At 38.8% G+C, this 13,620-nt stretch carries 13 protein-coding genes; 5 read left to right on the top strand and 8 right to left on the bottom strand.

Annotated features, from left to right (window positions below):
• The first annotated feature begins 161 nt into the window (after window positions 1-161).
• A complete protein-coding gene (gene guaA / locus FRX54_RS02060) occupies window positions 162-1,724 on the top strand; it encodes a glutamine-hydrolyzing GMP synthase (RefSeq protein ID WP_146460482.1) in 1,563 nt (520 codons plus the stop codon).
• Between the two features lie 347 nt (window positions 1,725-2,071).
• Here the strand turns inward: guaA and FRX54_RS02065 are convergent, their stop codons facing one another.
• Window positions 2,072-3,742 carry a formate--tetrahydrofolate ligase gene (locus FRX54_RS02065; protein WP_146460484.1) on the bottom strand — a complete coding sequence of 557 codons (1,671 nt, stop codon included), beginning with the start codon at window positions 3,740-3,742 and terminating at the stop codon, window positions 2,072-2,074.
• 129 nt (window positions 3,743-3,871) lie between these two features.
• Here FRX54_RS02065 and FRX54_RS02070 point away from each other — a divergent pair, with 129 nt between their 5' ends.
• From FRX54_RS02070 to FRX54_RS02085, 4 genes are all read left to right on the top strand, one after another.
• A complete protein-coding gene (locus FRX54_RS02070) occupies window positions 3,872-4,561 on the top strand; it encodes a phosphopantothenate--cysteine ligase (RefSeq protein WP_146460486.1) in 690 nt (229 codons plus the stop codon).
• The gene (gene coaC, locus FRX54_RS02075; RefSeq protein ID WP_146460488.1) at window positions 4,554-5,099 is read left to right on the top strand and encodes a phosphopantothenoylcysteine decarboxylase; all 546 of its coding nucleotides are present in this window, start codon (window positions 4,554-4,556) and stop codon (window positions 5,097-5,099) included. Before FRX54_RS02070 ends, coaC begins: the two co-directional genes overlap by 8 nt.
• The gene (locus FRX54_RS02080; RefSeq protein ID WP_146460490.1) at window positions 5,092-5,658 is read left to right on the top strand and encodes an ECF transporter S component; all 567 of its coding nucleotides are present in this window, start codon (window positions 5,092-5,094) and stop codon (window positions 5,656-5,658) included. Before coaC ends, FRX54_RS02080 begins: the two co-directional genes overlap by 8 nt.
• 89 nt (window positions 5,659-5,747) lie before the next feature.
• The gene (locus FRX54_RS02085) at window positions 5,748-7,466 is read left to right on the top strand and encodes a phospho-sugar mutase (RefSeq protein ID WP_146460492.1); all 1,719 of its coding nucleotides are present in this window, start codon (window positions 5,748-5,750) and stop codon (window positions 7,464-7,466) included.
• A 25-nt stretch (window positions 7,467-7,491) separates the two neighbouring features.
• On the opposite strand, the gene FRX54_RS02090 is transcribed toward FRX54_RS02085, so the two are convergent.
• From FRX54_RS02090 to FRX54_RS02120, 7 genes are all read right to left on the bottom strand, one after another.
• Window positions 7,492-8,106, bottom strand: a complete 615-nt coding sequence (locus FRX54_RS02090) for a lysozyme family protein (protein WP_146460494.1) — start codon at window positions 8,104-8,106, stop codon at window positions 7,492-7,494.
• On the bottom strand, window positions 8,103-9,077 hold the full coding sequence (locus FRX54_RS02095) for a nucleoid-associated protein (RefSeq protein WP_146460771.1): 975 nt from the start codon (window positions 9,075-9,077) through the stop codon (window positions 8,103-8,105). Before FRX54_RS02095 ends, FRX54_RS02090 begins: the two co-directional genes overlap by 4 nt.
• Before the next feature lies 1 nt (window position 9,078).
• Entirely contained in the window at window positions 9,079-10,332 is a 1,254-nt protein-coding gene (glyA, locus tag FRX54_RS02100) for a serine hydroxymethyltransferase (protein ID WP_146460496.1), read from the bottom strand.
• A 78-nt stretch (window positions 10,333-10,410) separates the two neighbouring features.
• Window positions 10,411-11,031: an L-threonylcarbamoyladenylate synthase gene (locus tag FRX54_RS02105; RefSeq protein WP_146460498.1), complete on the bottom strand. Its 621-nt coding sequence runs from the start codon at window positions 11,029-11,031 to the stop codon at window positions 10,411-10,413.
• Window positions 11,000-11,854 carry a peptide chain release factor N(5)-glutamine methyltransferase gene (prmC, locus tag FRX54_RS02110; protein ID WP_146460500.1) on the bottom strand — a complete coding sequence of 285 codons (855 nt, stop codon included), beginning with the start codon at window positions 11,852-11,854 and terminating at the stop codon, window positions 11,000-11,002. The genes FRX54_RS02105 and prmC overlap by 32 nt, the downstream gene beginning before the upstream one ends.
• Entirely contained in the window at window positions 11,854-12,933 is a 1,080-nt protein-coding gene (gene prfA / locus FRX54_RS02115; protein WP_146460502.1) for a peptide chain release factor 1, read from the bottom strand. Before prfA ends, prmC begins: the two co-directional genes overlap by 1 nt.
• 18 nt (window positions 12,934-12,951) lie before the next feature.
• Complete coding sequence (locus FRX54_RS02120) at window positions 12,952-13,530, bottom strand: thymidine kinase (protein ID WP_146460505.1); 579 nt, start codon at window positions 13,528-13,530, stop codon at window positions 12,952-12,954.
• Window positions 13,531-13,620: the final 90 nt, after the last annotated feature.

Raw genomic sequence — 13,620 nt, forward strand, 5'->3', positions numbered from 1 at the left:
TGGCTCAAACTCCTTTACTTTCCACTTCTTATTATAGCATGTTATGGTTTGATTTAGAAAAGAGATGAAAGAAAAGCAAGAAAAGAGCTTTTTAATTGAATGAAATATGTTACAATGAGATAAGACATTTCGTCAAATGATGTAAATAAGAAAGGTTAACCATGACTGAATTTTCTCAATCAGCAGAGCTACAAAAAATTATCGTTTTGGATTATGGTAGTCAATACAACCAGCTCATTACTCGACGTATCCGTGAATTTGGGGTATTTTCTGAACTCATGAGCCATAAGATTTCAGCTCAGGAAGTTAAGGAGCTAAACCCTATCGGTATCGTCTTATCTGGAGGGCCAAACTCTGTCTATGCAGACGGTTCGTTTAGTATTGATCCAGATATTTTGGAGCTCGGCATTCCAATTTTAGGTATTTGTTATGGTATGCAGTTAATTACGCATACACTTGGTGGTCAGGTACTTCCTGCTGGTGATGCGGGAAATCGTGAATATGGTCAATCAACCCTTAGTCAAGATCAAAGCTCTCAGCTCTTTACTGATACACCGGCTGAACAATTAGTCTTGATGAGTCATGGCGATGCCGTGACCAAAATTCCAGATGGTTTTGTTCGTACTGGTCAATCTGTTGACTGTCCTTATGCAGCGATGGAAAATCCTGACAAGAAAATCTATGGTATCCAATTTCATCCAGAAGTTCGTCATTCTGTTTATGGCAATGATCTTCTCCGCAATTTTGCGATCAATATCTGTGGTGCGCGTGGGGACTGGTCTATGGATAATTTCATTGATATGGAAATTGAAAAAATTCGCCAAACTGTTGGTGATAAAAAAGTTCTGCTTGGTCTATCTGGAGGTGTGGATTCGTCTGTTGTTGGGGTACTGCTTCAACGCGCCATTGGAGACCAACTGACCTGTATCTTTGTCGATCATGGGTTGTTACGAAAAGGCGAAGCCGACCAAGTCATGAATATGCTAGGCGGTAAATTTGGCTTAAATATCATCAAGGCTGACGCAGCTGAACGCTTCTTAGACAAGCTGGCAGGTGTTTCTGATCCAGAACAAAAACGTAAAATCATTGGTAACGAATTTGTCTATGTCTTTGATGATGAAGCAAGTAAGTTAGATGATGTTGCCTTTTTGGCTCAAGGAACCCTTTACACTGATATTATCGAATCAGGTACTGAAACTGCTCAAACCATTAAATCTCACCATAATGTCGGTGGGCTTCCTGAAGACATGCAATTCAAGCTCATTGAACCCTTAAATACCCTTTTCAAAGATGAAGTAAGAGCTTTGGGAACGGCCCTAGGCATGCCAGATGAGATTGTTTGGCGACAACCCTTCCCAGGTCCAGGATTAGCCATTCGTGTCATGGGAGAAATCACCGAAGAAAAATTGGCAACTGTCCGTGAATCTGATGCCATTTTACGTGAAGAAATTGCCGCAGCTGGTCTAGATCGTGATATTTGGCAATACTTTACTGTTAATACTGGTGTGCGCTCAGTTGGTGTCATGGGAGACGGTCGTACCTATGACTATACCCTAGCTATCCGTGCAATCACTTCGGTTGATGGGATGACTGCTGACTTTGCTAAGATTCCTTGGGAAGTTTTGAAAAAAATCTCCGTTCGTATCGTCAATGAAGTTGACCACGTTAACCGTATCGTCTATGACATCACCAGCAAACCCCCAGCAACTGTCGAGTGGGAATAAAGCTATCTAGGAACTGCGATGAAATTCGCCCGTATTACTAATCCCTTGAGTAAACTCAAGGGATTTTTTGTCTTGTCAAAATCGTTTCTAACTTGCATTATCTCTTTTTATTCCAGTCCATATTTCGTTAACTGATAAATTTTCTCTTACTTCTCAGCCTAATCCAAGTGATACAATGTTTTTAGGTACAATTTGGACAAACAAAAGAGCACTTAGTATTCTAAGTGCTTAGGAATAGGTGGGACGGGACTTCCCCACTTTTCAGATACCCTGAGGGTGCGTAGTTCCCAATATTTTTCTACTTCTATTTCCCTCTTTATTATATATTGTTTTGTCTAAACTGTCACTTAAAATAATCCAAGTGCTTTACCATCCACTGTGACATCCATGTTTAAGGCGGCTGGTTCTTTGGGTAAACCTGGCATGGTTAAAACGTCACCAGTCAAGGCAACGATAAATCCTGCACCTGTTTTAGGAACAAACTCACGAATAGTGATGTCAAAATCAACTGGTGCTCCTAGAAATTGGGGATTGTCTGAAAAACTGTATTGGGTCTTAGCCATACAAAGCGGGAGATAACTTAAACCATCTTTTTCAAACTGAACCAGTTGTTTTTGAGCCTTAGCTGAAAACTGTACCGAACGACCACCATAAATTTTGGTTACAATTTTTCTTGCCTTTTCTGCCAAGTCATCTTCTGCTTGATAAATTGCTTGGTAAGAACTACTTTCTTGTTCTATCGTTTGAACAACCAGATCAGCTAGTTCAATACCACCCTTAGCACCTTCTTCCCAAACCTTAGTTAAGGCAACTGCGACACCTTGTTTTTGACAAAATGCTTTCAAACAAGCCAGTTCAGCTTGAGTATCTGAAACAAATTGATTGATGGCGACCACTACTGGAATGCCATAGGACTGCATATTTTTAATATGACGTTCCAAATTGGCACATCCTTTTTCAAGAGCAATTAGGTCTTCCTTGGTCAAGTCAGACTTATTCAAACCACCGTGCATTTTTAAAGCTCTAACCGTTGCTACAATGACAATAACATCTGGTGCCTTGGGAAGATTGGGGACTTTAATATCAAGAAATTTTTCAGCTCCTAAATCCGCCCCAAAACCAGCTTCAGTAACCGTGTAGTCTGCCAGTTGTAAGGCTGTTTTAGTTGCTAAAACGGAATTACAACCATGAGCAATATTGGCAAAAGGACCTCCGTGAACAAGAGCTGGTGTGCCATAAATTGTCTGAACCAAATTGGGTTTAAGCGCATCTTTCAAAATCAAGGTCAAGGCACCTTCAACTGCTAGATCCTTAACATATACAGGGGTCTGATCATAACGATAAGCAATAAGAATCTGACCCAAACGCTTTTTCAAATCCACCAAATCCGTCGCCAAACAAAGAATCGCCATCATTTCACTAGCAACGGTAATGTCAAAACCATCTTCTCTAGGAATACCATTCAAATGCCCTCCTAAACCAACAGTCACTTGACGCAAAGCTCGATCATTCAAATCCAGAACACGCTTCCAAATAATCCGTCTTGGATCAATATTCAAGGAATTACCTTGATGAAGATGATTATCAATCAAGGCAGACAAGGCATTATTAGCAGTTGTAATAGCGTGCATATCTCCAGTAAAATGAAGATTGATGTCCTCCATAGGCAAGACTTGTGCGTAGCCTCCACCTGCTGCACCACCTTTTACGCCCATAACAGGTCCCAAAGACGGCTCACGAAGGGCAATCATAGCTTGATGACCTTGATGGTTTAAGGCATCTGCCAAGCCAATGGTCACCGTTGATTTGCCTTCCCCTGCTGGCGTTGGATTGATGGCTGTCACCAAAATCAATTTACCCAAGGCTTGATGTTCTAAAGTCTTGATTTTATCAAAAGATAATTTGGCCTTATAAGAACCATAAAGTTCTAAATCCGCTTCCGTTAAGCCTAACTGATGAGCAATTTGGCTAATAGGCTTCAGACGACTTTCTTGTGCAATCTCAATATCTGTTTTCATGTCTAACCCATCCTTTTCCTTCAATTTAATATTGTCATTTTATCATATCCTCAGTTAAATGCCTAGATAATATCTTGCTTTCTATGTTTTACATTTACGAAACTCGCTTTTTCTTGTATAATATGGAATATGAAAATTTTGATAACATCTGGTGGCACTAGCGAACCTATTGATCGAGTGCGCAGCCTCACTAATCATGCAACTGGCCGTTTGGGACAACTCATTGCCCAAACCTTTCTAGACCATGATCATGAGGTAACCTTAATCACTAGCCCAAATAGTCATCGCCCCCAACCTCATTCTAACTTAGAACTGATTGAAGTGAAAACAGTCGCTGATTTGCAAGTTTGTTTACAAGAACAGGTTGCTAAACACGAGGTCTTAATTCATAGTATGGCAGTGTCTGATTATAGCCCTATTTATATGACTGACCTTGACGAGCTAAAACAAAATACGGATGTCGCTCGATTACTAAGCAAGAAAAATACTCAAGATAAGATTTCTTCTGCTGCTGACTATCAAGTTCTTTTTTTGAAAAAAACACCAAAGCTCATCAGTAAAGTGAAAGAGTGGAATCCTACCATTCGTCTGATTGGTTTCAAGCTCTTGGTTAATGTTTCTCAAGAAGAGCTACTCCAAATAGCCAAAAAAAGTTTGAAAATCAATCAAGCAGAATTGATTGTTGCTAATGATCTCAGTCAGATTACAGGTGATCAGCACAAGGCCTACCTGTTAGATAAAGATGGTTATCAAGAAGTTCATTCTAAACAGGAGATTGCCAAAGCAATTTACGAAAGAGTGGTGAAACAAAATGGCTAAAACCATTGTTCTAGCTTTAAGTGGCAGTATTTCAGCTTATAAGGGGGCTGATTTAGTCAGTCAACTAACCAAGAAAGGTTATGAGGTTCATGTCATCATGACCCAAGCAGCCACTCAGTTTATCACTCCCTTAACTCTACAAGTCCTATCCAAACAACCTGTTCATTTGGATATCATGGAAGAAAAGTTGGCTAATCGAATCAATCATATTGATCTTGGTAAGGAGGCAGATCTTTTCTTAATCGCTCCAGCAACCGCCAACACGATTGCACAACTGGCTCAAGGTCTGTCTGGTAATATGTTGACAGCGACTGCCTTGGCCTTACCAGCAGATACTCCTAAACTAATTGCTCCAGCCATGAATACCAAGATGTATTGCCATCCCCTTACCCAAAAAAATCTTAAAATCCTACAAGAAATTGGTTATAAGGAAATCACTCCACGCAATAGTTTATTAGCCTGTGGAGAGATTGGTCAGGGAGCTTTAGCTGACCTTGACATTATTTTACAGAAAGTTGAAGATACACTTAGTGAATAAAAAAAAATCATCTCAAATTGCTAGAATTGCTATTTTCTTTGGATTGATGCTTGTTATCCAGTATTTAACCACGACTGTTTTTAGTATTTTGCCACTACCTATTAAGCCAACATTGGTTCATATTCCAGTCATCATTGCCTCTATTGCTTATGGTTGGCGTACAGGAGTCTTACTTGGCGGTCTCATGGGCTTACTTAGCTTAATCACAAATAGTCTCGTCATTTCTCCAGCTAGCTATCTCTTTTCTCCATTTGTGGCAGGAGGAAACCTCTATTCTGCCATTATTGCCATCGTGCCACGACTACTCATCGGTCTTAGTCCTTATTTAGTCTATCGTTTAATGAAAAATAAAGTTGGACTGATCTTATCTGGAGCTCTCGGCTCATTGACCAATACCGTTTTCGTCCTATCTGGAATATTTCTGTTTTTTGCAGAACGTTATAATGGTGATGTCAAACTTCTCTTGGCAAGTATCTTAACAACCAATTCTTTGGCTGAAATGTTACTCGCTAGTTTTTTCACAGCTACTATCGTCCCACGCTTAATAAAATTAAAATAAATCGAAAAATCATGGCCAAATCCATGATTTTTTTGCTCAAATATGGTATAATGTAAGCGATTTACAATATTAAAATAGAGGAGAAATCCATGTCTTATCAAGAACAATACGACAAATGGTTGGCTGCTGCCGACCTACCAAGCTATCTTAAAGAAGAACTACTAGCTATGGATGAAAAAACAAAAGAAGATGCCTTTTATACCAACCTAGAATTTGGAACGGCTGGCATGCGTGGCTATATCGGAGCTGGAACTAATCGTATCAATACTTATGTTGTTCGTCAAGCAACTGAAGGACTAGCTAAATTGATTGAAAGTAAAGGTCAGGAAGCTAAAGAGCGTGGCGTTGCCATCGCCTATGATTCACGCCACTTCTCACCAGAATTTGCTCAAGATTCAGCACGTGTTTTGGCTCAACATGGCATCAAATCTTATGTTTTTGAAAGCCTACGTCCAACACCCGAACTATCTTTTGCAGTTCGCCATCTTAAAACCTTTGCCGGTATTATGATTACAGCGAGCCATAACCCTGCACCTTTTAATGGTTACAAGGTTTATGGTGAAGATGGTGGGCAAATGCCACCAACAGATGCAGCCACCTTAACTGATTTTATCCGTTCTATTGACGATCCGTTTACCATCAAAATCGCTGATTTTGAAACAGCTAAAGCTCAAGGACTGATTGACATACTTGGTGAAGCCATTGACGCTGAATACCTTAAGGAAGTCAAATCGGTTAACATTAACAAAAATCTCATTGAACAATATGGTAAAGACATGAAAATTGTCTATACCCCACTGCATGGAACAGGAGAAATGCTGACTCGCCGTGCATTGGCACAAGCTGGCTTTGAATCCATTGAAATCGTATCTGAACAAGCCATGCCAGATCCAGATTTTTCAACTGTAAAATCGCCAAATCCTGAAAGTCAAGCTGCCTTTACCTTAGCTGAAGAATTAGGTCGTCAAGTCAATGCGGATGTATTAGTAGCAACTGATCCTGATGCAGATCGTCTAGGCGTTGAAATTCGTCAAGCTGATGGATCTTATAAAAACCTTTCTGGAAACCAAATTGGAGCCATCATTGCCAAATATATCTTAGAAGCCCATAAGCAAGCTGGTACCCTACCTGAAAATGCTGCCTTGGCAAAATCAATTGTGTCAACAGATTTGGTAACTAAGATTGCTGAAAGCTATGGGGCAACCATGTTCAATGTTTTGACTGGTTTCAAATTTATTGCTGAGAAAATTCAAGAATTTGAAGAAAATCATAACCATACTTATATGTTTGGTTTTGAAGAGAGTTTTGGTTATCTGATCAAGCCTTTTGTACGTGATAAAGACGCTATCCAAGCTGTTCTACTCGTTGCTGAAATTGCTGCCTACTATCGTTCAAAAGGTTTAACCTTGGCTGATGGTATTGAACAAATTTATCAAAAGTACGGTTACTTTGCTGAAAAAACAATTTCTATTGAACTTTCTGGTGTTGATGGTTCTGCACAAATCAAGTCTATCATGGCTAAATTCCGTGAACAAGCACCAAGTCAGTTCAATCAAACGGCTATTCGCTTATTTGAAGACTTTGATCAACAAACAGCGACTCATGAAGATGGCACTGTAACAAGCCTAACAACGCCACCAAGTGATGTGCTCAAATATACCTTGGCCGATGATTCTTGGTTTGCTGTACGTCCGTCTGGAACAGAACCAAAAATTAAATTCTATATCGCTACAGTGAGTGATAGTTTAGCTCAAGCTGAAGAAAAAATCGCTAATATTGAACAAGAAATCAATGATTTTATCAAGTAAAAAAACTAGAAGAGTTGAAACTCTTCTAGTTTTTGATTATCAATGCCATCACTTTCAAAATGGAACGATTGAGTTTGACTTGTTCGGCATAGTAGGCATTGCCTCCGTCTTGATAGAGGCTAGGTTGGCCATACATAATCGCCAAAGGATGATAGTAAGCATAGGTGTCACCATTGGTATTACCTAAACTCGGAGCTACAACCTCTTGTGAAAATGTCCTTGCCAAATAGATTGTGCTTTTTCCTCCATTTTCAGCCACATAATCAATGTAAGTTGTGCCCATATTATAGGCCTGAACTGCGGTCCAACTGTCTGTTTGTTTCTGACTGGACAGGCTTAAATTTTGTTCAAATAAATCAATCCCCACTTCTAAACTGGCTTTGGGACTACTAATCTGACCAATTTGACCAGTCAGGCTCTCACTAGCCTGTAAAATATCCTGTCCTTTTCCCTTACTTTCGGTATAAATCATGGCCAAAACAAGCTCTTCATCAATGCTAATCTCACGATTAGTCAAAACTTCTTTCACCAAAGATCTATAAGACAGCACTCGCTGACTATCTTGATAGACTATGGCAAAGGCTATTGACATAACAAGTAAGATGAACAAGAAAGTAAGTCGTCCAAACAATTTTTTCATTTATTATTGATATCCTCAATATTTTTAATTAAAATCGAGTAGGTTCCGTTATCATTTTGGATAAATTCAACTACTTCTGCATCTTGATAGACCCTGTTTGGCACAATTAACTCAATACCGTTAGACAGAGATAATTTTTGATTTTCCAACTTTTTAATCTGACGAGAATGGTCAATATCAGCTAGTTTAACTGGCTCTGGTATTTTTTCTTTAACCTGATCAACAAAGGTCAAGCGGGCTGTTAAATTATCATCAAAGAGTTGATTAGCCAAGTCTTCTGGTGATAATTCTGCTTTTTCTTCTAGTTGATCATAAATGCTTGATTTCATCTTGGATTGAAATGCAAAATCATCTCGTTGAAACTGATTGGCTATTTTTTGTGCCGTCTGTTCCAATACTTTAATTGACTTTTTAACCGACTCTTGTGGGCTTATTTGTAAGAGATTTTCAGAAAAATAATTAGCAAATGACCCATTATACTTAACACGTTTCTCAATCAAATAATAGTCTAAACTATCAAGATTAATAACCAAGGCTTCGTCGGGCGTTTGACTAGGACTAGGAAGGTTATTTTGACTAATCTTAATCGGCTGATCTTCTTGACCAATATGTGCTAATTGTTCACGAAGGGTTAGGCGTAAAAAGGCAAAATAAGCTTGACCTTCACGATCAAATTGAATAAAGATTAAGTCGTTGACCTTTTGATCTTCACTAATGACAAATTCTTCTTTCCATACCTCACTAATCTTGACTGACGTCATTAAAAAATCATCAGATAAATAAGCAAGAAATGGACTATCAGATGAAAATCGACCTCGTTTGGCTTCATCAGAAAAAACCTTGGCAAGTTTTTTTCTAAAATAATCATCTAGTTTAGGCGTTAAAACAATTTCCTTATCTGACAAAATTAGGTCTGTGTCAGCTGTGCTAAATTGATGAATAATAATTTTTTTTAAGTAAAAATCGTCTATCTTAGTCATATAAAGGGAATTTATCAGTTAAGGTCTTAATTTCACGGCGAATTTCAAATAAGGTGTTTTCATTATCAGCTTCTTTCAAAGCCTTAATCATCAAATGGGCGATTGTCTGACTTTCTACAATCCCCATACCACGACTGGTAATGGCTGGAGTACCAATACGAATACCAGACGTTTTGAACGGTGATAAGGTTTCAAATGGAATACTATTTTTATTTAAGGTAATATTAACACTTTCTAGAATGTGCTGAGCAATTTTTCCATTCTCCACTACTTTCGTCACATCAACCAAGAAAAGATGGTTGTCACTGCCACCAGAAATCAAACGAAAATCAGAGTCTTTTTCAAAAACTTGAGCCATGGCTTGACTATTGTCCAAAACAGCTTTCATATAGTCTTTGAATGCTGGATCCAAGGCTTCTTTGAAAGCTACTGCCTTAGCTGCAATGACATGCTCCAATGGCCCTCCCTGCAAACCTGGAAAAATGGCTGAATTGATTTTCTTAGCTAAGGTTTCATCATTGGTCAAAATCAAGCCACCACGAGGTCCACGCAGGGTCTTATGAGTAGTTGAAGTTACCACATCAGCATAAGAAACAGGATTTGGATGTAAACCAGCCGCAACTAAACCTGCGATATGAGCCATATCCACCATGAGTTTTGCCCCAACCTGATCTGCAATCTCACGGAATTTAGCAAAATCAATCGTACGAGAATAGGCAGATGCTCCAGCCACAATCACTTTAGGTTGATGTGCTTTAGCCAAGGACAAGATTTCCTCATAGTCCAATTGTTCGGTCGTTTTATCAACACCATAAGCAACAAAATGATAAGTCTTACCTGAAAAATTAACCTGAGAACCATGAGTTAAATGCCCCCCAGCTGATAAATCCATTCCCAAAACCGTATCACCTGGTTCAAGCAAAGCCATATAGGCTGCTGCATTGGCTTGACTACCCGAATGGGGCTGTACATTAGCAAAATTAGCACCAAAAAGTTCCTTGGCACGTTCGATAGCTAAATTTTCCACTACATCCACCACGTCTGTGCCACCATAATAACGTTTGGCAGGATAACCTTCTGCATATTTATTCGTCAATAGAGAACCCTGGGCTGCCATCACTGCCTTAGAGACCACATTTTCCGAGGCAATCAGCTCAATATTATCTTGTTGGCGAAGTCCTTCTTGATCAATAGCCTGCCAAAGTTCCGGATCAAAATCTCGGTAATTTTCCTTATCAAAAATCATCTTTTTCTCCTAAATTCTAAAAAATTGTCTATTTAGCTGTTCACTCTTGTAATCACAAATTAGATTGATGACATAACCTTATAAACTATCTTCTTCAAAAACAAGTTCTGGTACTTTCTCAAGCAGTTGCTGCTTGGTAATACTGCCCTGTCTTAAAATACGAGCCTGTGGCCTAGACAAGTCTAAAATTGTCGAATCCACTCCCAAAATTGCAGCATCATCAGCTATACCAGTCACTTGATTAGAAAAATCCTTAATAATTTGTTCAAATACCCGACCACTGACTTGACCAGACAAATTCGCAGATGGCCCAATCAAAGGTTGTCCCACTTGTTGAATGATTTCTCGTGTGATTGGGTGACTAGGTAGTCGAAAACCAACCGTATCTAGTCCTGAGTTAATCCATGTTGGCACCGCATCGTTACTAAGTAAAATGAGCGTCAATGGACCAGGTAAAAAAGCCTGATAGAGTTTTTTTAGGTAAGCAGGTTGGTTTTTAGAATAAGCTAAAATGTCCTCTAAGCTACTAACATTAAGGTTTAAGGCCTTATCTCTTGGTCGTTTTTTTAAACGGTACACATGATTGACTGCTGTTTCATTCATGGCATTGGCAAAAAGACCATAGACTGTCTCTGTTGGTAAAACAAGAGCGTCACCTCGTTTTAACTTAGTCACCAGTTGTTCTAGTAATAAACTCATGATCAACCACCACCATTCTATCTTGACCAAATTGATCCGTTAAGACTCTAATTCTATGATTGGGAAAATATTTGGTAAACAAGTCTTTCACTGCCTGTCCTTGTTTGTAACCAATTTCTAGATAAATTTTACCTTTTGGTTTAAGGTAAGAAGCACTGATCTCAGCCAGACGACGATACAAGGCTAGTCCTTTCTCATCAGCAAAAAGTGCCAAATGCGGTTCAGAAGTCAGCACATTTAGCCCAACTTCTTCCTTATCTTCATAGGCAATATAAGGGGGATTAGAAACAATAATATCAAACTTACCTTCAATATTTGTCAGTAAATCAGACCGAACAAAAGTAAGTTCTAAGTTATTTTTTTGAGCATTCGTTTGTGCCAGATCAAGAGCGTCTTGTGAAATATCACTAGCAGTCACCTGCCAATCAGCTCTAGTCTTAGCTAAACTCAAAGCAATAGCGCCACTGCCTGTTCCAACATCTAAAACGTCTAAAATAGCAGCAGAATTCTCAGCCAAAATTAAATCCACCAATTCTTCTGTTTCTGGCCGTGGAATCAAAACACGTTCATCCACCATCAAGTCTAGCCCATAAAACTGACTTTTTCCTAAAATATATTGAGCTGGGTAGTGCCTATAAAGTTGTTCAAAAATTTCTTTTATGATAGAAGCATCTTCAAGTTCAACTTCTTGGGACAATTTAAGAACAAACTCAGTGTAAGACCAAGCTTTCATTTCTCTAAAAACAAAATTCAGAGCTTCTCTTTCTTCACCAACCAGCTCTAACTGATCACCATAATGATTTAGTAAGCTTGCATAATTCATTAGTTAGCTAATTTTTCCAATTTTTGAGTTTGATCATAAAGAACCAAGGCATCTACTACTTCATCCATCTTACCACCCAATATGGTATCTAATTTTTGTAACGTCAAACCAATACGATGGTCTGTCACACGGTTTTGTGGGAAGTTATAAGTTCGAATACGTTCTGAGCGATCACCTGTACCAATAGTTGACTTACGCTCGGCATCTTGTTCGTCTTGAGCAATCTGAGCGAAATGATCTGCAACACGAGCTCGGATAATCTTCATCGCCTTTTCACGATTTTTTTGCTGCGTTCGCTCTTCCTGCATTTCAACCTTGATATTAGTTGGCAAATGGACAATACGTACTGCTGTTGCTACCTTGTTGACGTTCTGACCACCTGCACCAGAAGCATGGTAAATATCCACGCGAAGATCTTTAGGGTCAATATCATATTCAACTTCTTCTACTTCTGGCATCACTAAAACTGTCGCCGTTGATGTGTGGACACGTCCTTGACTTTCTGTTACAGGTACTCGCTGAACACGATGGGCACCTGATTCATATTTGAGTTTTGAGTAAACAGACTGCCCTGATACCATAGCTACAACTTCTTTTAAGCCACCGACACCATTTGTTGATGCTTCCATGACTTCAAAACGCCAGCCTTGACTTTCAGCATACTTTTGATACATGGCTAAGAGATCACCAGCAAAAAGAGCCGCCTCATCACCACCTGCTGCCCCACGAATTTCCAAGATGATGTTTTTATCATCGTTAGGATCTTTTGGCAGTAGCAAGATTTTTAACTTTTCTTCATAATCTTCTTTTTCTGCTTTTGCTGTTTTCAATTCATCTTTGGCCATTTCTTCCAATTCTGCATCGCCACCAGCATCTTTAATCATCTCTTCTGCATCAGCAATATTTTGAATCACTTGTTTATATTCACGATAAGCCGTTACCGTATCACGAGTGTTAGCCTCTTCACGAGATAATTCCATAAATCGCTTAGTATCTGATACCACTTGAGGATCACTAAGCAACTCTCCCAACTCTTCATAACGGTCTTCTACTGCTTGTAATTGATCATAAATATTCATCCGTTTCTCCTTTGTAATTTAAATAGTTAATGGTTCTGGATTAAAATAATGTTTGCGGCAAACAGATGTGTAACTTTCATTACCGCCAATTTGAATTTGATTACCAACATAGACTGGTTTGCCATCTTCAGTACGTAAGACCATCGTCGCTTTTTTACTGCAAAAATGGCAAATGGTTTTTATTTCTTCAATTTTGTCTGACAACAATAACAACTGTTCTGACCCTTCAAATAAACGGTTTTGAAAATCATTTTTCAAACCAAAAGCCATAACTGGTACACCTAACTCATCTACCACACGAGCTAGTTGATAAACATGATGTTTGCCTAAAAATTGAGCCTCATCAATCAAGACACAATAAGGCTTGATTGCTAAATTTTCAATATAACTATAAATATCAGTATCATCAGCAATCGGCAGGGCCTCACGACGCATACCAATCCGACTGGAAACAATTCCAAAATCATCTCGTGTATCCAAACTACTCGTCATAATAACAACAGGTTTGCCTTGTTCTTCATAATTATGAGCCACCTTCAAAATCTCAATGGTCTTACCTGAATTCATGGTTCCATATTTGTAATATAGCTGTGCCATTTTCATTCCTATTCTAAAACATAGTTCCTTTTATTTTATCATATTTTCTGCTTTTTGGGATAAGTCAGCAAGGATAAAATAAAAAAATGC

This window comes from Streptococcus sp. sy004, from assembly GCF_007859205.1.
Lineage (GTDB): Bacteria > Bacillota > Bacilli > Lactobacillales > Streptococcaceae > Streptococcus.